General features: G+C 42.1%; 20 protein-coding genes. 14 read left to right on the top strand and 6 right to left on the bottom strand.

The annotated features are described in order from the left end of the window. The first annotated feature begins 15 nt into the window (after positions 1-15). The 4 genes from arcD (at position 16) to LOSG293_RS01595 (ending at position 3,734) form a co-directional block, all read left to right on the top strand. Positions 16-1,488: an arginine-ornithine antiporter gene (gene arcD, locus LOSG293_RS01580; RefSeq protein WP_034526228.1), complete on the top strand. Its 1,473-nt coding sequence runs from the start codon at positions 16-18 to the stop codon at positions 1,486-1,488. A gap of 34 nt (positions 1,489-1,522) precedes the next feature. Continuing rightward, entirely contained in the window at positions 1,523-1,990 is a 468-nt protein-coding gene (locus LOSG293_RS01585; RefSeq protein WP_034526230.1) for an arginine repressor, read from the top strand. A gap of 91 nt (positions 1,991-2,081) precedes the next feature. After that, positions 2,082-3,185, top strand: coding sequence for a DmpA family aminopeptidase (locus LOSG293_RS01590; RefSeq protein WP_034526232.1), 1,104 nt, complete (start codon positions 2,082-2,084; stop codon positions 3,183-3,185). Then, positions 3,186-3,734 (top strand): C39 family peptidase, encoded by a 549-nt coding sequence (locus tag LOSG293_RS01595; RefSeq protein ID WP_034526234.1) that lies wholly within the window; start codon positions 3,186-3,188, stop codon positions 3,732-3,734. Between the two features lie 37 nt (positions 3,735-3,771). On the opposite strand, the gene LOSG293_RS01600 is transcribed toward LOSG293_RS01595, so the two are convergent. Further along, positions 3,772-4,215, bottom strand: a complete 444-nt coding sequence (locus LOSG293_RS01600; RefSeq protein ID WP_034526236.1) for an Lrp/AsnC family transcriptional regulator — start codon at positions 4,213-4,215, stop codon at positions 3,772-3,774. A gap of 235 nt (positions 4,216-4,450) precedes the next feature. On the opposite strand from LOSG293_RS01600, the gene LOSG293_RS01605 reads away from it, so the two are divergent. The 7 genes from LOSG293_RS01605 to LOSG293_RS01635 all read left to right on the top strand — a co-directional run bounded on the left by LOSG293_RS01605 (position 4,451) and on the right by LOSG293_RS01635 (position 11,554). Next, entirely contained in the window at positions 4,451-6,076 is a 1,626-nt protein-coding gene (locus LOSG293_RS01605; RefSeq protein WP_034526238.1) for a peptide ABC transporter substrate-binding protein, read from the top strand. 12 nt (positions 6,077-6,088) lie between these two features. Beyond that, positions 6,089-7,168: a dipeptide epimerase gene (locus tag LOSG293_RS01610; RefSeq protein ID WP_034526239.1), complete on the top strand. Its 1,080-nt coding sequence runs from the start codon at positions 6,089-6,091 to the stop codon at positions 7,166-7,168. Positions 7,169-7,294: 126 nt separating this feature from the next. Then, the gene (locus LOSG293_RS01615) at positions 7,295-8,194 is read left to right on the top strand and encodes a C40 family peptidase (RefSeq protein ID WP_034526241.1); all 900 of its coding nucleotides are present in this window, start codon (positions 7,295-7,297) and stop codon (positions 8,192-8,194) included. Next, positions 8,187-8,939 (top strand): serine hydrolase, encoded by a 753-nt coding sequence (locus LOSG293_RS01620; RefSeq protein ID WP_034526243.1) that lies wholly within the window; start codon positions 8,187-8,189, stop codon positions 8,937-8,939. Before LOSG293_RS01615 ends, LOSG293_RS01620 begins: the two co-directional genes overlap by 8 nt. A 117-nt stretch (positions 8,940-9,056) precedes the next feature. Next, entirely contained in the window at positions 9,057-10,055 is a 999-nt protein-coding gene (locus tag LOSG293_RS01625; RefSeq protein WP_034526244.1) for a DUF1002 domain-containing protein, read from the top strand. A gap of 192 nt (positions 10,056-10,247) precedes the next feature. Then, on the top strand, positions 10,248-11,216 hold the full coding sequence (locus LOSG293_RS01630; protein WP_051907160.1) for a C40 family peptidase: 969 nt from the start codon (positions 10,248-10,250) through the stop codon (positions 11,214-11,216). 137 nt (positions 11,217-11,353) lie between these two features. Next, positions 11,354-11,554 (top strand): hypothetical protein, encoded by a 201-nt coding sequence (locus LOSG293_RS01635; RefSeq protein ID WP_034526245.1) that lies wholly within the window; start codon positions 11,354-11,356, stop codon positions 11,552-11,554. Positions 11,555-11,589: 35 nt separating this feature from the next. On the opposite strand, the gene LOSG293_RS01640 is transcribed toward LOSG293_RS01635, so the two are convergent. The 4 genes from LOSG293_RS01640 to LOSG293_RS01655 form a co-directional block, all read right to left on the bottom strand. Next, positions 11,590-12,552 (bottom strand): ADP-ribosylglycohydrolase family protein, encoded by a 963-nt coding sequence (locus tag LOSG293_RS01640; protein WP_051907161.1) that lies wholly within the window; start codon positions 12,550-12,552, stop codon positions 11,590-11,592. Between the two features lie 12 nt (positions 12,553-12,564). Next, complete coding sequence (locus LOSG293_RS01645) at positions 12,565-13,524, bottom strand: diacylglycerol/lipid kinase family protein (RefSeq protein WP_034526246.1); 960 nt, start codon at positions 13,522-13,524, stop codon at positions 12,565-12,567. Between the two features lie 145 nt (positions 13,525-13,669). Beyond that, complete coding sequence (rnjA, locus tag LOSG293_RS01650; protein ID WP_034526247.1) at positions 13,670-15,346, bottom strand: ribonuclease J1; 1,677 nt, start codon at positions 15,344-15,346, stop codon at positions 13,670-13,672. Beyond that, entirely contained in the window at positions 15,343-15,564 is a 222-nt protein-coding gene (locus tag LOSG293_RS01655; RefSeq protein ID WP_034526248.1) for a DNA-directed RNA polymerase subunit epsilon, read from the bottom strand. The genes rnjA and LOSG293_RS01655 overlap by 4 nt, the downstream gene beginning before the upstream one ends. 205 nt (positions 15,565-15,769) lie before the next feature. Between LOSG293_RS01655 and LOSG293_RS01660 the strand changes: the two genes are divergently transcribed. Further along, positions 15,770-16,270: a hypothetical protein gene (locus tag LOSG293_RS01660; protein ID WP_034526250.1), complete on the top strand. Its 501-nt coding sequence runs from the start codon at positions 15,770-15,772 to the stop codon at positions 16,268-16,270. A gap of 16 nt (positions 16,271-16,286) precedes the next feature. Here LOSG293_RS01660 and def read toward each other — a convergent pair whose 3' ends face one another. Then, positions 16,287-16,847 carry a peptide deformylase gene (def, locus tag LOSG293_RS01665; protein WP_034526251.1) on the bottom strand — a complete coding sequence of 187 codons (561 nt, stop codon included), beginning with the start codon at positions 16,845-16,847 and terminating at the stop codon, positions 16,287-16,289. Between the two features lie 296 nt (positions 16,848-17,143). On the opposite strand from def, the gene pdhA reads away from it, so the two are divergent. Next, entirely contained in the window at positions 17,144-18,265 is a 1,122-nt protein-coding gene (pdhA, locus tag LOSG293_RS01670) for a pyruvate dehydrogenase (acetyl-transferring) E1 component subunit alpha (RefSeq protein ID WP_034526252.1), read from the top strand. A 2-nt stretch (positions 18,266-18,267) separates the two neighbouring features. Then, a complete protein-coding gene (locus LOSG293_RS01675) occupies positions 18,268-19,245 on the top strand; it encodes an alpha-ketoacid dehydrogenase subunit beta (RefSeq protein ID WP_034526254.1) in 978 nt (325 codons plus the stop codon). Positions 19,246-19,303: the final 58 nt, after the last annotated feature.

Raw genomic sequence — 19,303 nt, forward strand, 5'->3', positions numbered from 1 at the left:
GGAAGTGTGTTAACAATGGAAGAATCTGGAAAGGGAAAATTAAGTTTACTTGAGTTAATTGCATTAGTTGTTGGATCCATCATTGGTGGTGGAGTCTTCAACTTAATGCACGATATGGCAGCCGGTGCGGGTGCCGGAGCAATTATTATTGGTTGGGTTATTACTGGTATCGGGATGCTGATGCTAGCCAAAACATTCCAAAATTTAACGATGAAACGACCAGATCTGGAAGCTGGGGTCTACAGTTATGCAGAAGCTGGGTTTGGTAAATACATGGGCTTTAACTCCGCATGGGGTTATTGGCTATCTGCATGGTTAGGGAACGTTGGATATGCAACTCTGATGATGAGTGCGGTAGCGTACTTCTTCCCAGTCTTCAAAGATGGTCAAAATATTTGGTCCATTTTGGCTGCTTCAGTTATTTTATGGGCCTGTCACTTTATGATTTTACGTGGGGTTGAATCAGCCTCATTCGTGAACACAATCATCACGATTGCCAAGTTAATTCCAATTTTCATTTTCTTAGTCACGATGATTATTGCCTTTCGCCTCGGTGTGTTCACTAGTGGTTTCTGGTACACGCCATCAGGTGATTTCCAATTCAGTAACGTCATGAGTCAAGTTAGAAACACGATGTTAGTAACTGTTTGGGTATTCATTGGTATTGAAGGTGCCGTTGTCTTCTCAGGACGTGCACGTCGTCGGAAAGATGTTGGTAGAGCGACCGTCCTTGGAATCATTACAGTGATTTTGATTTACGCTTTGATCACCCTACTGTCATTGGGTGTTATGAGAAGAGCAGGATTAGCTGAATTGAGCCAACCTGCCATGGCTGCGTTACTTCAAAGTGTGGTTGGTAAATGGGGTGCCGTATTAGTCAATGCTGGACTGATTATTTCAGTTATTGGTGCCTGGTTATCATGGACCATGTTTGCCGGTCAATTACCATATGAAGCTGCCAAAGAAGGGACGTTCCCTAAGATTTTCGCTAAAGAAAATAAAAATGGTGCGCCGGTTAATTCACTTTGGTTTACGAATATCTGTGTGGAATTATTCATGTTCTCATACTTGATTACTGCACAGGCTTATCACTTCTTCTACTCAATTGCGAGTGCTGCAATTTTGATTCCATACGCCTTTTCGGCTTTCTATCAGTTAAAGTATTCGTTACAAGAAGATGCCTCGGTTGCTGGCAGAACTGGCAATATTTGGGTCGGTGTCATCTCTAGTATTTATGCCGTTTGGTTGCTCTATGCTGCCAACCTGGGTTACATCTTATTAATGTCATTGCTGTTTGCAGCAGGCATTCCAGTATACTGGTTGCTTCAAAAGCGAGACAATAAAGCTGAAAAAGTATTTGGTCCCACTGAAATGGTTGTGGCCATTCTAGTTGCTTTGTTAGCACTATTGACCATTTTTGAAATCTTCCACCTTGGTGTGAATGGTGTAACTGGTCTCGAATGGGGCACATTTAGTGATATGTTTTAAACTAACGCATTGAGCAGTCTGCGAGGAATTCGTTATGAACAAAGCCATTAGACAGTCGAAAATTGAACAACTGATCAACCAGTTTGAGATTGCAACTCAAGATGAGTTGATGGAAAAGCTTAAAGAAAACCAAATTTCGGCTACGCCAGCAACGATTTCTCGGGATATTCGTGAGATGCAAATTGTGAAGCAGCCTAATGAAATGGGAAAAGTGCGGTTTGTTCGTTTCGCTAAAGTGAACGATTTAGACCAGCAACGCCTCTTTGATGCTATTCACGATACGGTGGTTAAGGTTGAGCAAATTCAATTTATCAATATTATTCATACCTTGCCGAGTTATGCGAATATGTTAGCGGCAATTGTTGATGACTTGCAGCTGTCAAATATAGTTGGAACCCTAGCTGGACATGACACAATTGTGTTACTTAGCAAAAATCTCATCGCTGCTACAGCGGTCAACAAGTTATTTTTAGGAAATGCAGATCAGAGTTTATTGAACTAAGAAGGAAGTCAGGCGGAGGCCTGACTTTTTTTGTATAGTTGACCATTTTGGCTACCAATGCTATTTTTAGAAAAAGAATTGGGGTGCGATGATGGGTTTAAAAAATAGACAATCAAATGATGTCTCAACTGGTCGAACGGGTCGGTTTAATTTGATTACGGATGTACCGGGTGTTCAGGTTGGTCATACGACTATTGATGATGGAAATGTCCATACTGGTGTCACGGCAATTTTGCCACAAACGGACAATGTCTTTTTACAAAAATTACCGGCGGCAACTCATGTCATCAATGGTTTTGGGAAAAGTGCGGGCCTTGTTCAGATTGAGGAACTGGGAACGCTTGAAACGCCACTAGTGTTAACGAACACGTTTGGGGTGGGGACAGCACTGAATGCTTTAACTAAAGCGATGCTGGCACAAAATTCAGATATTGGCGATACGACTAGTACGGTTAACCCGGTTATTTTGGAGTGTAATGACGGGGATGTGTCAGATATTCGCAAAATGGCCATTCAGGAAACTGACGTGACAATGGCACTTGAAAATAGTGCTACTCAATTTGAAGAAGGCGCTGTCGGTGCCGGACGGGGTATGATGTGCTATGACTTGAAGGGGGGCATTGGCTCTTCTTCTCGACTAGTGGATGTGGATCAACAACAGTTTACGATTGGCACGCTGGTCATGAGTAATTTCGGTTTTCTCCGTGATCTGGTCATCGCGGGCGAATCTATCGGTCAGTTAATTTTTGATTATTTAAAACAAGCCGAAAAGAAAGAGGAACACGGTTCAATTATCACAATTGTTGCAACAGATGCTCCGTTGGACGCTAGACAGTTAAAACGGTTGGCGAAGCGAGCAAGTGTTGGAATTACGAGAACCGGTTCCTTCATTGGTCATGGTAGTGGCGAAATTGTTGTCGCTTTTTCAACCGCCAACCGGGTGGCACACTATCCCCAAAATAATCTAGAATCGGTGATTCGTTATAACGACGATAAAATTGATCAATTTTTCCGATCCGTAGTCGGTAGCGTGGATGAATCGGTTCGGAGTTCACTAGTTCATGCTGAATCCGTGGTTGATCGTAAGGGAAAATTAAGAATGAGCTTACCTGCAATTTTAGAAAAAATGAGTCAGGATGAAACGATTAATCATGAGTTGATTACGAAAGTTCAACAGGAATTGGGGTTAATTTAAATGACTGAAAAGCAATTCTTGGGGGTTCCCAATATTGACCAAATAGCGTTTGGTGCTGAAAATGGTTGTGAAGCGGCTAGTCTCCTAGAAGGTTTCTGGTACAAAGGCAAACTGACAAATCTTTCTTACTTGGAATTTTTGAAGCAAATGCCAATTGCTGAAGATGCCAATCCCTATCATGGGTTTGGCGGATCACCGTTTCGAACGGAGCCAGGAAATTTCGAGGCTATTTTCACCGTACCGTTAAAGCGTTGGTCACGTCGTTATGGTTCAGTCAGGGATTTAACGGGAGCGAATGTGAATTGGCTCTACAATGAGGTCAACCATGGCAATCCTGTCTTGGCATATGTGACTGTGCATTTCGAGAAACCGGTGTGGAAAGCCTACAAATTTGGTGAGGCGCCAGTCAATAATCATGCGGTCATTTTGGATGGTGTGAATGATAGTCAGGTTCATGTCAGTGATCCGATTGATGGGCAGTATTGGTTGAAGCGAGATCAGTTTGAACAAATTTATAATGCGCGGAAAATGGCAATTGTCATTCTGTAAGCAAAAAAGCAAATTCTCAAACTGAGAATTTGCTTTTTTATTCGCCTTGAGACAGTTGAGGGCCTCGATTATCTATGCTGGTTGTAAATACAATCTGAGTACTTGTTTTTCCGAATTGGGAAACCTGATTGACAAACTGATCGAGCGCCCCGGTATTTTCAAAGGCGACCTGGATAAGTTGAGAATAGTCACCAGTAACGCAGTCGCACTGCAGAACGTGTTTGGATTCACGGACAAACTGATAAAACTGCGGTTCAAGCGTTGGATCTAGTTGTAAACGAATAAAGGCCTTAACGTTGTAATTTAATTTAGGTAAATCCACCACAGCTTGGTAACTTTTGATAATGCCATTGGTTTCCAGACGATTGATGCGGGCAGCAATTGCTGGTGAGGTGATGAAACATTTTTCAGCCAGCTCCTTTAACGAAACTCGTGCATTTTTTTGTAATTCACTAATAATTATGATATCCGTTTTGTCCATTATACAGCCGCCTAACTTAATTTTATTAAATAATATCATATGAATAAGCAGTTTTGAACGATTTTTCTTAATAAAATAAAGCTATTTTTGAATATATCTATTAAATATAAAGTAAAATTTATGATTAAGTAATGATTAAGTATAAATGAATAAGTGAATATATTTTCATTAAATTTTGTGTTAAGTTAGTAATAGTAAATCAAAAATCTGTATTAACAATTAAGGAGTGGGAAGCATGCATTTATCGAAGCGAATTACGGTGGGCATAGGGTTAGCAGTTGTTCCACTGATCTTAGCTGCTTGTGGCAATTCAAGTACTGGCGCATCTAAGCAAGAATTTTCAACATCATCGAGTGATCAACTAACGAGTGTTGACTTATCTAAATCAACCGCGTTAGCAACTTTTAATACGTTGAATAATGTTGGTGAAGGTCTTGTTCGTTTGGGGGCAAATAGTAAGGTTGAACCCGGTATTGCTAAAACGAATAGCGTATCGAAGGATGGACTAACTTATACGTTTAATCTTCGTAAGAATGCCAAATGGAGTAATGGGGACCCTGTTACGGCACAAGATTTCGTTTATTCATGGCAACGCACGGTCAACCCTAAAACAGCTTCACAATATACGTATCTCTTTTCCGGAATTAAAAATGCAGATTCAATTGTGAATAAGAAAAAGCCAGTGAGTTCACTTGGTATCAAAGCGGATGGTAAGTATAAGCTAACCGTGACGCTAGAAAAGCGGATTCCATATTTCAAATTATTGATGGGCTTCCCAGTCTTCTTCCCACAAAACGAGAAAGTTGTAAACAAGTATGGTAGCAAGTATGGGACAACAGCTAAGACACAAGTCTACAACGGTCCATTTACGTTGACGAACTGGAATGGTTCCAGCATGAAGTATACTTTGAAGCGTAACAAATCATACTGGGATAAGTCAGACGTTAAGATGCAACAAATTAACGTTCAAGTCATTAAAGAGCAGTCAACTGGTTTGAATCTTTATAACCAAAAGAAGTTGGATATGGATCAGCTATCGACGACTCAAGCAAAACAAATGAAGAACGATAAAAACCTAGTCAATCGTCGTCAATCATCATCGTACTACATTGCATTTAACCAAAAGAACAAGATGTTTAAGAACGAAAAAATGCGTCAAGCAATGTCAATGATTATTGACCGTGATGAGCTTGTTTCAAAGGTTGTTGGTGGCGGAGCAGTTAATCCTAAGAGTTTCGTTTCGCAAGGACTAGCCAAATCACCAGCTGACGGCACTGATTTCACGAAGGATATAGAAGTGCCAGCAGCCATGAAGCACAACGTGGCTCAGGCGAAAAAGCTTTGGAACGAAGGCTTGAAGGAATCAGGGCAAACGGAAGTTAGTTTCACATTGTTAAACTCGGATGGCTACGATATGCAACAATTGAGCCAATACCTTCAAAGTGAGTTACAACAACTACCACACCTAAAGGTTTCATTGAGCAACATTCCAGGCCGAACGCTTCTTTCAAGACAAGCTGATCATGATTTTGAGGCGTCTGTATGTAACTGGTTTGCCGACTTCTCTGATCCAATCACATTCTTGAATATTACGACTAGTGGAAATGGTAGCAACAACGCTCAATGGTCAAATAAGACTTATGACAAACTAATTGATGCTTCCAACAATGCCGATGCCAATGACGCAACTAAGCGTTGGAACGACATGGTGAAAGCCCAAAACATTTTGCTGAAGGAGCAGGGTATTACGCCACTTTACCAATCTGGTGAAGCCTGGCTGGTACGTCCTTACGTCAAGGGTATCGTTTATAACACAGCTGGTGCAAACTACGATTATAAGTCAGCTTATATCGATAAATAGGGGGACTAGCAATTGGAACCAACAATAGAAAGAATCGTCTCGCGAGACGTTGCGATTCCACTTAAGGAACCATTTAAGACGGCGTTACGAACCGTTACCACTGCTGAAACTGTTCTAGTGGCTATTTATTTGAGTAATGGCGAGGTCGGGTATGGTGAAGCGGCACCAACACCAGTCATAACGGGTGATAGTAAGGCAAGTATTCACTATATAATTGATGACTTAATTGGACCAAAATTGATAGGCATGAGCTTGTCTAATAGTGAGGCGATTAAGCAATTAATTGATACGGCGGCTGTTCATAATTCGAGTCCCAAGGCTGCTCTGAATATTGCAATTAATGACTTACTTGCAAAACAGTATCAGGCACCATTATCTGAGGTATTGGGTGGATTTCGTCAGCAAGTGGTAACGGATTATACGGTGAGTGTGGGCACTTCAACCGAAATGATTTCGCACGCAAAACGGCTAATTTCACAGAGCTTTCATACACTGAAGGTGAAGGTTGGAAGTGATTCTGAACAGCATGATCTACAAAAAGTTCGTGAGCTCAGAGAGGCAGTTGGACCAGAAATCAAAATTCGCTTAGATGCCAATCAGGGTTGGCACCCTAAGCAGGCCGTAACTGCCATTCAAGCAATGGAAGCGGAGAAGTTAGCTGTCGAATTGGTGGAACAGCCAGTGGCGGCATCAGATTTTGAGGGAATGGCATACGTGACGCAACGCGTAAATACACCAATCCTTGCTGATGAGAGTATTTTTTCCGTTGCGGATGCCGATCGCCTCATTCATATGGGTGGGTGTGATCTTATCAATCTGAAACTCATGAAGGCGGGCGGAATTGATAATGCGCTGAAAATTAACACCTTAGCTGAGGCAGCAGGTATTTCATGCATGGTGGGCAGCATGATTGAATCTGTCGTTTCCGTCACCGCAGCTGCACATTTGGCGGCTGCAAAATCAAATATTAAATACGTTGATTTAGATGCGTCAATGATGTTTTCAGAAAATCCAATGGCAGGCGGCATTAAAACGGTGGGAGAGTTAATTACCTTACCAAAAGCCAATGGTCTTGGGATTACAGAAAAATAAAATTAAGGAAAGGTTGCGACGAGATTTAGTCGCAGCCTTTTTACTTTCATAGAGAGTCATCGAGAGACAGTTACTTTCGAATCAAGAGTCAATGTTGTATATTGTAGTGAAATAGGAGGGATTCGAATGGAAATAAGAAGAGTTATCGTGCCAGTTGCCACGATCTGGACAAAACCAGATGCACCCCGAAAAGAAGATCGACTAGCGCTCGAAGGCGATGTTGCAAAATGGGTGTCAGAAATGTCATTAGAAAGCTCAATCGATTTGGCTGACGGCGATCGATTAGCCACTCAGGCACTTTTTAATGATCAAGTTGAAGTTTTAGAAACCCAAGGGAATTGGGCCAAAGTTTCAGTCCTTGCCCAGCAGGATGATGCAGGTGAGGATGGTTACCAAGGTTGGGTACCACTTAAGTTATTGAGTCAGCCCGTTTCAGAAGCCTTTGTCGAACCCACCACAGAAGTTCAAGTGGCAATTCCTAAGACATCGTTGTTAGATGCAGAAGGTCATCCAGTGCTTGAAATTACAATGGGTACGGCATTTAAGGTTGTGGGGAGTCAGGATGACTTACTCGAAGTTGAGACGCCACTGGATGGACAATTCTTCATTGAAAAGCAAGCTACCGAAGTTCCAGTGACCGGTGCGAGCATGGGTGATCAGTTAGTCGCACTGGCAAAGCAGTTTATGGGACTCCGCTATTTGTGGGCCGGAATTAGTCCTTATGGTTTTGATTGCTCAGGACTCACCTATAATTTACATCGGGTCTTGGGTGTTGAAATTCCACGTGATGCTGACGATCAAAGCGAAAATGGGACTGCAGTGGCTCCGGAAGATTTAAAACCTGGCGATTTGTTATTTTTTGCCCATGAACGTGGACAGGGATATGTCCACCACGTCGGCATTTACGTGGGTAACGGACAAATGATTCAGTCCCGAACGATTGGTAAAAACGTCGATATTGGGACGCTAACTGAAATGCGTTATGCACCTGAACTGGCAGGAGCAAGGAGATATTGGCATGAATGAGGCAGAATTAAAAGGCGAATTGACGACACGTTTGAGTACCATGACGAATGCGGCTGCACTGGTTGATCTAAATGGTGAGCAACTGATTGCAAAAAATGCGGATAGTATTTTTCCAGCTGCATCGCTGATAAAATTGCCAATTTTAAAAGTCGCTCTGGAAAAACTGGACTTGAACCAACAACTCGTTTTGAAAACGGATCAAGTTGTTGGTGGTGCCGGAGTATTACAGAACTTCAAAGAGGGGCGTTACACAGTGCGTCATCTACTGAGTTTGATGATTGTTGTTTCGGATAATACCGCGGCAAATTTGATTATTGATGCAGTGGGGATGACGACAATTAATGACTGGCTAAGTACGCATGGGTTTAGTGCTACCCGACTAAACCGGAAGTTAATGGATCGAATCGCACTTAGCCAGGGACGAGAAAATACGACCTCTGCTAATGAAATGATGACGATATTTGAACTGATTCTGGAGACTGCGCCAGCATCCGTTTTAGACTGGTTTTTAAATCAACAAATGCGCTTCAAGCTTCCTGGGGCTTTTGATGAACTGGGATGGCCAATTGATGTTTATAACAAAACCGGAGAGGGCAATGGTGTTGACCATGATATCGCCAGGTTTGCCGTTGCCGACCAGTTGGTTGACATTATTGTACTGACGCAAAATCAAGTAGACCGTTCCAAGACGCTTTTGGATCTACAACAATTGGGCTTAACGGTTGCTAACGCCTTATTATCGTGAGCGAATTCTTATGGATTACTAAAAGGATTAGCAATTCGCTAAAATCGTATGCTAAATAACCAATCATTGCGGATTTCATAGTACAATTAAGACATCAAATTGAAATGAGGTCTCATTATGAAATGGCGAAGTAAAATCGCAATTGTTTTTGCAGGTGCAGCAATCTTGATGGGCGCAATCTTACCGGCTCAGTCAGCTTTTGCGGATAGTGCTGATGCAACAAGTGAATCGGCTGTTCAGACTAAGGCGCTTTCGAAACCTTATGTCGTCTATGGTGCAGGCTTGGCCAGTGAGGACAAGGATGCCATTGCTGATGCATTAGGAGTTAAATCAAACTACGAAGCTCTCACAGCAACGGGGAGTGACTACGCGACCTACTTGAACTCGGCGGGCACGACGGATGCTAGTATGATTAGTTCCGTTTCGCTAGCGCCAGCGGATCCCGGTACTGGCGTTAAGGTCAATATTGAAAAATATAACGGTAAAAATAATATTACTCAGGTTACGGCTCAACAATATGCCATGGTTGCTACGATGGCTGGAGTGAAAGATGTCATTATTACGGTAACCGCTGATAAGGCTGTTTCAGGTGAATCTGCGTTAACTGGTGTTTATAAAGCATTGGCAACTGATGGCCTTTCCTTAAATAAGGAGAACACCCAAGCCGCTAATGATGTGTTGGATGCCACACAACCAGCTATTAACCAAAACAGTGATGACAGCAGTTATCCTGGTAAATTGATGGCAGCCGTCGGTGACGTTTCCGGTAAGTTGGCAAAACAACGTCAATCGGATAATAGCTTAGCAACTAAAGCTGATATTCAAGAGATGCTGAATACCGCTTTGAAGAAACAAGGTATCGAGAATCAAACGCCAAGTACCTCAATCAATAATATTGTCATTGCCTTGAGCAATGTGCAAAAGGCACCAGTCTCAACGACTAAGACTTATATCACCAACGTAACGAACGCGGCTGATAATATTAAAAATTCAATTGGCGATAAAATGGCTTCGGTGAAAGACTTTGCAAATAGTGCCGATGCCAAGAAAGCTTTAAACTTCGTCCAACAAATCTGGCAAAAGATTGTCGACTTCTTTACTAACCTTTTTGGCTAATACAAAATCCGTTAACCCGCGTGGTTGACGGATTTTTTTGTGGACTGAGCTTAAGGATTTACTAAGTTCTTTAGACTTTCTTAAGCAAATTTTCAACAAATTTCATGAGATGTGGTATGATGTGGATATTGGAAGCAGTTACATCTAACTGTTTGTAAGTAACATAGTTTTACTTCAAGGGAGTGAAGATTAATGGGACATAGTCACAATTCGATTAAGGTATTAGCAGGAGTAGCTAGTGCAGCTGGTTTCTTGTTGGTCACTAGTGAAGCTGCGAGTGCCAAAACGGTGACGGTTAAAGCTAATGATACAGTTTGGAGCATTGCCAAGAAGAACAGCGTCTCGGTTCAAACAATCGAGAAGTTGAACAATATCAAGAAGAACAAGAACAATCAGGATCTCATTTTCGTAGGTCAAAAGTTGACCATCACGCAAAAAAATTCATCGTCAACAACAGCAACAAAGGCCAAAGCGCCAACAGCGACGGCTTCTCAAACTTCTAGCGCGACGACAGTAAAGCAATCAACTCAGAATACATATAAAGTTAAGTCAGGTGACACGCTTTCTAAGATTGCGTCCGCTTATGACACAACGGTTACTAAGCTGAAGTCACTGAACAAGCTAAAGAGCGATACGATTTACGTCGGTCAACAACTTAAAGTGAGTGGTACGGCAGCCACAACAACGGCTAAGCAAGAAGATCACGTTGATTTTACTAGTGCTTCATCGACTAGTACAAGTTCTGCTACTTCTGCTTCATCATCAAAGAATACAGATGATAGTAGTAGCTCGACTGCATCAACGACATCCGTTACCTCTTTAGCGGTTAAGTTGGCTGGTGAGAACATTCCATACGTATGGGGTGGTTCTTCTTTGAAAGGGATGGATTGTTCCGGATTGGTCGCTTATGTCTATAAGCACACTACTGGCATCTCATTACCACACAATACAGTTGCTCAGGAATCCTATGTATCAACGCACTCAGTTGGTAAGGCTGTTCCTGGTGACATCCTATTCTGGGGTAGCAAGGGCTCAACTTATCACGATGCCATTTATATTGGTAATAATCAATATGTTGCTGCACCAACACCTGGACAAAATGTTCAAATTGAAACGATTAGTAAGTACTTGATGCCTAGTTTTGCCGGCACAGTTAAATAAACGTTTAAACACCGATAAAATCGGTGTTTTTTTTCGCTCAAAAGGGTTAACAAAATGGGTGGTGGGGTGTATAGTGCTCTTATCGAAGTAAAGATTTAGTAAAGACTTCTAATTTTGTTAAAAGGAGTGTGTTTTAAGTGAGTAATAAAGCCGAGATTTTGGCTGAATACGAAGCTGCACACAGCGAATTAACCCAGTTAGAAACTAACGCGGGTCGATATGCAGGAACCGCCACAGCCACGCAAACGAGCAACTTAACCCAAAAAGCGCATCACCTGAGCGAGCAATGTGATCAGCTCAAAATGATTCTTGAAGCAATTGAAGCTTCTGAGGACTAAGAAAAGACACCCAAAAAATTTTCGGGTGTCTTTTTCTAATTAAAATTGGCTGATTCAGTTGCTTGATGGATATAATAATCAATTTGGGCTCGGTCTTTAAGCTGGGAGAGCCAGGAATGACTGAAGTGAGTTGCAGGGTTAAGTCCAAGAACACCGCCGGTAATTGCTGCAATCGTATCAGTGTCTTCGCCCAGATTAACAGCTTTCAGCAGGCACGCATTAGGATTGGGTTCGGTGAGTAGGCACCAGCTAACTGCAATCAGGGTATCTACTACGTAGCCACTACTGGGAATGTCGTTTCGATTGGTATTAATCAACTGCTCCAGATGAAATAATGGTTTGAAGTCTATCAGTTCGGATTGGAACGCTGGTTGGTTTTGATAATAGTCACGTGCTATCTGAAAGCCGGTGGTTAGTGCTCGTCTTAACGGCCACTCTGGATGCCGTTGAACGGTTAACATCGCCATTCCCAGTAGTCCAGAAGCAACCAGCGCGCGCACATGTCCGTGTGTGAGACGAGTGGTATTATGCAGAATTTCGAATTGTTCCGCAAGGCTTAATGTGTCGTCTCGATTAGCCAAGTATAAAACCACAGGTGCTAGTCGCATGAGGGCACCGTTACCGTTATTAGTCACCTTAGAGCTCCCCGCAGCTAGTGCAAGAGTTCCGGCTAGAAAGGTTTTGATAGCCTCTGCAGTACCGGCGCCAATATCAAATGCAATACCAGTTGGCGTATATTTGCCTAATTGATACCAATTAGCAAATGCCTGCATTATCTGGGTGTAATTAACCCCCTGTGACAAACTGTCCAATAACGCAAGCGTTAGACTGGTATCGTCGGACCAAGTGCCGGCAGGATAACTGAACGCGCCGTAGCCCGTCATTTCGGTGACTGGCTGTTTATCGAATTCTTGAGGGGGGAGAAATTGGTGAGGCATACCGAGTGCATCGCCAATCGCGACACCGTAAATGGTATTTTTAATAAGCTTGTGGTTCATGCCAACGCCTCCTTAGAGTGTCGGATCAATCCAAATCGGATAGGTGCTCGTTCCCAAATATAGGTCCCAGTACCTGCCACCCATTTCTTCACCATCGACTTGACCATATTCGATTGAGGGGATGGACAGCTGAATGTTTTGACCATGATAATGGTGCACGGCCTTGTACTTCAAATGCTTGCCACGAAAAATAGTGAGCAGTAATAAGAGCAGGGCAAAAATATTATGTTTTTCAATCACGATTAAGTCTAAGGCTTCGTCCTTAACGGAAGCAGGTGGCATGATTTTAACGCCACCACCAAAATAAGGATGGTTAGATACCGTCACAAGGTAAGCTTTTGAATAAATGTCACGTTTGTGGTCGATGTGAACCGTCAATGGAAAGGCTTCTTGGTTATATAGAACACCAATGATTGACGCAATATAGCTTAATGAACCTAGGTTAAATTTATTGAGGCGTTCCTTATGAGGAGAGTGATTGGTTTTTGAGACCACAGCGGCGTCAAAGCCGATGCCAAGATTATTAGTGAAAACACCACGTTCATATTTAATCGTATCGTTGTAAGTACCAATGTTAATTCTACTGGCGTGAGTACAATTTAGAATTTGGTTAAGCGCGCTATGCCAATTGGTTGCCATTCCCATGCCTCTAGCAAAATCGTTGCCTGAACCAATAGGTAAATAGGCGACCGGTATTTGTGGTGCTCTGTTAGCCTTGACTAAGCCAGTCAAGGCTTCATGCAGTGTGCCGTCGCCACCGATTGCGAGTAAAACTGGTTGCTCAGGGGTACTGAGATCAAGGTGCTTTGCCCAGTGCTCAGCCAGTTCAACAGTATGTTCTGGGTATGTTGAAAATGTGAAGTCATAACTGGTGTTGCGTTGATCAAGTTCCTGTTTAATTTCAGGCCATAGAAGGCGGGTTTTTCCGCCACCAGCGGTTTCGTTAATGATTATGTAAAAGTTAATGGCCACCTGAATTCTCCTCTCTAAACAGCACTGAACTAAATTATAGCGAATTTTTAAAAAATCGTATACCCATTAAATGGTTCATTTGTCTTAATTTTAACAATTATGTAAAAAAACTGCGAATCCAGAGAATGGATTCGCAGTTTTGAGTTTAATTGATGATTAGCATTGGTAAAATCATTGGATGACGCTCCGTCTTTTCGTATAAGAAATTCTGAAGATCATCAATGATGGCATTTCGAATCGATGCCTCGTTGGCCTTGTTCGAACGCATTGCCCGGCGAATTGTTCTAAAGACAAGGCGACGGCCTTCATTTAGAAGTTCTCCGGATTCACGCATGTAAACGAAGCCTCGTGATAGCAAATCTGGACCAGCTTGAATCTCTTGTTCTTTTAGGTTAATTGTCGCTACAACGACAACTAAACCTTCTTCAGACAAGAGTTGACGATCACGAAGAACGACGTTGCCGATATCACCGATACCATTACCATCGATGTAAACATCTCCGGCATTGAAGTGGCCAGCAATCCGAGCAGAGTCCTTCGTCAAAGCTAAGACATCACCGTTTTCCATGATGTAGCTGTTTTCCAAAGGTACACCACATTCTTCAGCTAACTCAGTATGGATTTTCAACATGCGGTACTCACCATGGATTGGCATAAAGAACTTCGGCTTCATTAAACGAAGCATGAGCTTTTGCTCTTCTTGGCCACCATGACCAGAAGTATGGATGTTGTTAACCTTCCCATGAATGACGTGGGCGCCAGCTTCTTCAAGTTCATTAATCACGTGGTTAACACTAATTGTGTTACCAGGGATTGGGTTACTTGAGAAAACAACCGTATCGTTTGGTTGAATTGAAATTTGACGGTGGGTACCATTGGCAATCCGAGAAAGGGCTGCCATAGGTTCCCCTTGAGATCCGGTACAAAGAATCATGACTTTGTCTGCAGGTAATGACTTGATGTCATTAGCATCAACCAAAGCGTCGTCTGGAATATTCAAATAACCCAATTCACGACCGTTCACAATGGCAGCTTCCATACTTCGACCAAACACCGCAATCTTACGGCCATGGGCGAGGGCAACCTCGCAAGCCGTTTCAATTCGCGAAATGTTAGATGCAAAAGTAGCAAAGATGATTCGACCATCAACTTGATCAAAAATCTTACGAACGGATTTACCAACCCATTTTTCTGACTTTGTCCAAATTGGTCGTTCAGCGTTAGTACTATCTGCCATTAAACAGAGTACGCCTTCTTCACCGAGTCGAGCCATCTTTTGGAGATTAGGTGGCTGGTTGGTAACTGGCGTGAGATCGAACTTAAAGTCACCAGTTTGGACGATAACGCCGACCGGTGTATGCACAGCAATTCCGAGTGTATCAGGAATTGAATGGGTTGTTCTGAAGAACGAAACACTTAGTTTACGGAACTTAAGAACAGTATCTTCGTTAATTGTGTGTAGTTCTGTGGTTTTTAATAACCCGTGTTCGTCGAGCTTGTTTTTAATCAGTGCAAGTGCTAAGGGTCCAGCGTAAACTGGCACATGCAAATCCTTTAGAAGATAGGGGATACCACCGATATGGTCTTCATGACCGTGGGTAATAACTAGCGCTTTAATCTTTTGCTGATTAGCAACTAGATACTGATAGTCAGGAATGACGTAATCGATTCCCAGTAATTCGTCTTCTGGGAACTTGATACCTGCATCAACTAGGATAATTTCATCCTGAAATTGGATACCATAAGTATTTTTTCCAATTTCACCGAGGCCACCCACACCATAGATGGCGGCTTCGTTATTTTTGACGTTTAACTTGGTCATTTAGTACTAAACTCCGTGAGTTTGTATTCAGGACTTTGTTGCTCGTATTCAAGGAACTTACCCTCTAAAGGTTCGATGAATTCGATGTTGTAATCTGTGTTAGCTTCGATGAGGGCACGTGCATCAACTTCTGTATCAGCTTCGATGTAAAGTGAGTGGGTGCTTTCTCGCTTGGGATTCTTGATTTGATCATTTTGGTAATAAACTTTAAAAATCATTCAATAATGACTCCTTTAATTAAATTTTAGTCAAGGTGACTAAGGTACATATATTTTTCCGAACATCAGGTTGTTATACACAACAATTAAGTATAATTTTAGCATAACTTACATTCTAAGTATAGAATTACCTGTTTTGCTGGATGAATGATAAGATATTGTTAGACACTAGGTTAACATTCTTCTTAATAAGGGAGATTTCGAGATGAATTTAGCGATTACAGTTATTGTAGGTTTAATCGTCATTTTAATCATTTTTGCCTGCGTTAGACGCTACTTTGTTCGACGAATAACGCGACGTCTTCAGGAAGATGCTCAACGGCAAACTGACCGGGCCATGAGTTGGGCGTTAGATCAGTTAGTGGCGCACGAACAGCTAACACCTGACCAACGAACGACCACTCACTCAAAAGAAGTGGCAAATGTGTGGGGCAGAGGTGTCATGGCGTTTGAGTATGTCATCGAAGACTTTAAAGGTGACACGAACGAGGCTAAGAAACTAAGGACAGCGCTGAGCAGGGAATTACAGGCTTACGCCGATGCTAACCAGGTGCGCTCTTCTGTTTCTGATGTCGTGTTTGAGGTATCAGATCTTTGGCAGCATGAAGATCGCCTTCATTTGGATGTCGCCTATTTGATGAACGAACCCACAGTTGAATATCTAGAGGATTTAAAAAAATTGGATGACAAAAATGAGTTGCCATAAACGGCAACTCATTTTTTTATTCAAACATCACTGTATCTTCTGGTGCAGTGAATGGATGCTCTTTATCAATATGATCATAGAACAGGATGCCGTGAAGATGATCAATCTCATGTTGGCAAACAATGGCGGGATAGTCGCGCAAACGGACTTTTTTGGTCTCACCATCTAGATTTTGATAACGAAGGGTAATTCGGTCGTGACGTGGCACATATCCTGGTACATCTTCATCAACGGAAAGACAACCTTCACCTTCTAAGAGGGCACCTGGTTGTACCGAGTTACTGATGATGACGGGATTAATGATGACATCCGTAAAGGGGGATGCCTTTTCGGGATCCTCAGATGGCACCAAAACGGCAGCCATCATCTTTGAAACTCCCACTTGAGGGGCTGCTAAACCGACGCCGGCTCGTAATCCGTACTTCTTTGCTTGTTCTGGATCTTGGCTAACTACCAAGTATTCCATCATATCTGCAGCTAATTTTTGATCTTCCTCACTTAAGGGGAAAGTTACTTGTTTTGCTTCTGATCGTAAGACGGGGTCACCATCACGAACGATGTCTTTCATTAATATCACTTTTATTTACCTCCACACGTACTCAATCAGATAATTTTATCATAGAATATAGCATTTTTCGAACTGAATTATGAAAATAATTAATGTAAATTTTTTTCATAATCGAGAAAAACCATTCTGACAATATTTTCATGAAAATATTGAATTAAAGCCGATGAAAGGGCTTGCAACGAAAAATGAAAAATGTTAAATTAAAGTCGTAGTTAAAAAGTATTTCATTGCTTGAGGGCGTTTTCATACTTTTTGGAAATTTTAAAAGCAATGTTTACATAACCACGGAAAGGAAAGTGTTATTTATGGCAGCGACAAAGAAAGAAGCAAAAGCCGTTGATTTTGACAAAATCAAATCAACAATGAGCGATCCATATAAGAACCCCCTTCAAATTGTTGACGAGAACGCAAAAATCGTTAATCAGAAGTTATTCGATAACTTCTCAGATGATCAACTCGTTGATTTGATGAAGAAAATGGTTTGGGAACGTGCTTTACATGAACAAACCATGAACTTTTCACGTCAAGGTCGTTTAGGTTTCTACGCACCAACTGAAGGTGAAGAAGCCAGTGAGATGGGATCTGTATCAGCAATGACTGATAAAGACTATTTATTCCCAGCTTACCGTGACCTTCCGCAATTAATTCAACATGCAGCAAGTGTAAAGCAAGGTTTCTTATGGTCAAAGGGTAACGCCATTGGTAATGATTATGGAGAGGGCCGTGCATGGTTCCCACAAATTATTATCGGCGCTCAATACGTCGAAACTGCCGGTGCAGCACTTGGTATTAAGAAGAACGGTGACAAAGATGCAGTTGCCTTCACTTATACCGGTGATGGTGGTACATCGCAAGGTGACTTCTATGAAGGTATGAACTTTGCCGCTGCCTACCAAGCACCAGCACTATTCTTCGTTCAAAATAATGGTTACGCAATTTCAGTTCCACGTGCAAAACAAACTGGTGCTGAAACGTTAGCTCAAAAAGCGGTTGCAATGGGAATTCCATCTATCCAAGTTGATGGTATGGATGTCTTGGCCGTTTATCAAGCAACTAAAGAAGCGCGTGACTACATCACTGCAGGCAATGGCCCAGTCATGCTTGAAACCTTAACATTCCGTTACGGTGCTCACTCATCAGCTGGTGATGATCCTAGTCGTTATCGTACTAAGGAAGAAGAACAACCATGGTTCGATAAAGACCCACTTATCAGAATGCGTAAGATCTTAACGGACAAGAAGTTATGGTCACAAGAGCAAGAAGATAAGCTTGTTGAAGAATACAAGAACAGCTTTAAGGAAGAAATGAAAGCTGCTGAAGCAACACCAAAGCAAACTGTTGTTGAGATGTTGAAGACGACGTTCGAAGAACCAACGCCTAACATCAAGAAGCAAATTGCTGAATTCGAAGCAAAGGAGTCGAAATAACCATGGCTAAAATGACTTATATCAAAGCTATTACTGATGGGTTGGATCAAGTTTTAGAAAAAGATCCAAAGACACTAATCTTCGGTGAAGATGTTGGTAAAAATGGTGGTGTTTTCCGTACGACTGTTGGGCTTCAAGACAAGTATGGGGAAGACCGAGTATTCGATACACCTCTTGCCGAATCAGGTATTTTGGGCTTAGCAATTGGTCTTGCATGGACTGGTTGGCGTCCAATTCCAGAAATTCAATTCATGGGCTTTACTTTTGAAGCAATGGATTCAATTGCTGGTCAAATGTCACGTAACCGTTTCCGTTTCAGTGGCAAACGTGCAATGCCTGTTACCATCCGGACACCATTTGGTGGTGGTACTCATACCGCTGAAATGCATGCCGATAACTTGGAAAACTTCTTCACTGGTGTTCCAGGCTTACGTGTGGTTACACCAAGTAACCCATACGATGCAAAAGGCCTTGTAATCTCTGCCGTTGAAAACAATGACCCAGTGCTCTTCATGGAAAACTTGAAGTTGTACCGTTCAATGAAGGATGAAGTTCCTGAAGGTCACTATACTGTTCCGCTAGACAGCGCTAAAGTTGTCAAAGAAGGAACCGATGTAACGGTTGTTGCTTACAGTGCTGAAGTTAATGAAGCACTTAAAGTGGCTGAAAAGTTAGAGAAAGAAAATATCTCTGTAGAAGTCATTGACTTACGTTCACTTTCTCCAATCGATACTGATACTATCTTTGCTTCTGTTGAAAAGACTCACAAAGTGGTCGTTGTTCAAGAAGCACAACGAATGGCTGGTGTCGGTGCAACAGTTGCTTCAGATATCGCTGAAAATGTCATTATGTCATTGGATGCACCTATTGGCCGTGTTGCAGCTCCAGATTCAATTTATCCATGGGCTCAAGCTGAAAATGATTGGATTCCAAACGCCGATGATATTGAAGCAAAGGTTCGTGAACTCGTAAATTACTAATTAGAATTGAAAGCGAATTCATTTAGTAAATCGAATTTAATCATTATTTTGTAAGAGA

This window comes from Secundilactobacillus oryzae JCM 18671 (assembly GCF_000740055.1).
Lineage (GTDB): Bacteria > Bacillota > Bacilli > Lactobacillales > Lactobacillaceae > Secundilactobacillus > Secundilactobacillus oryzae.

Bases quoted from the DNA above. Each gene is read 5' to 3' on its own strand.
- arcD (WP_034526228.1), top strand. From the start codon at position 16: ATGGAAGAATCTGGAAAGGGAAAATTAAGTTTACTTGAGTTAATTGCA.
- LOSG293_RS01585 (WP_034526230.1), top strand. From the start codon at position 1,523: ATGAACAAAGCCATTAGACAGTCGAAAATTGAACAACTGATCAACCAG.
- LOSG293_RS01590 (WP_034526232.1), top strand. From the start codon at position 2,082: ATGGGTTTAAAAAATAGACAATCAAATGATGTCTCAACTGGTCGAACG.
- LOSG293_RS01595 (WP_034526234.1), top strand. From the start codon at position 3,186: ATGACTGAAAAGCAATTCTTGGGGGTTCCCAATATTGACCAAATAGCG.
- LOSG293_RS01600 (WP_034526236.1), bottom strand. From the start codon at position 4,215: ATGGACAAAACGGATATCATAATTATTAGTGAATTACAAAAAAATGCA.
- LOSG293_RS01605 (WP_034526238.1), top strand. From the start codon at position 4,451: ATGCATTTATCGAAGCGAATTACGGTGGGCATAGGGTTAGCAGTTGTT.
- LOSG293_RS01615 (WP_034526241.1), top strand. From the start codon at position 7,295: ATGGAAATAAGAAGAGTTATCGTGCCAGTTGCCACGATCTGGACAAAA.
- LOSG293_RS01620 (WP_034526243.1), top strand. From the start codon at position 8,187: ATGAATGAGGCAGAATTAAAAGGCGAATTGACGACACGTTTGAGTACC.
- LOSG293_RS01625 (WP_034526244.1), top strand. From the start codon at position 9,057: ATGAAATGGCGAAGTAAAATCGCAATTGTTTTTGCAGGTGCAGCAATC.
- LOSG293_RS01630 (WP_051907160.1), top strand. From the start codon at position 10,248: ATGGGACATAGTCACAATTCGATTAAGGTATTAGCAGGAGTAGCTAGT.
- LOSG293_RS01640 (WP_051907161.1), bottom strand. From the start codon at position 12,552: ATGAACCACAAGCTTATTAAAAATACCATTTACGGTGTCGCGATTGGC.
- rnjA (WP_034526247.1), bottom strand. From the start codon at position 15,346: ATGACCAAGTTAAACGTCAAAAATAACGAAGCCGCCATCTATGGTGTG.
- LOSG293_RS01655 (WP_034526248.1), bottom strand. From the start codon at position 15,564: ATGATTTTTAAAGTTTATTACCAAAATGATCAAATCAAGAATCCCAAG.
- LOSG293_RS01660 (WP_034526250.1), top strand. From the start codon at position 15,770: ATGAATTTAGCGATTACAGTTATTGTAGGTTTAATCGTCATTTTAATC.
- pdhA (WP_034526252.1), top strand. From the start codon at position 17,144: ATGGCAGCGACAAAGAAAGAAGCAAAAGCCGTTGATTTTGACAAAATC.
- LOSG293_RS01675 (WP_034526254.1), top strand. From the start codon at position 18,268: ATGGCTAAAATGACTTATATCAAAGCTATTACTGATGGGTTGGATCAA.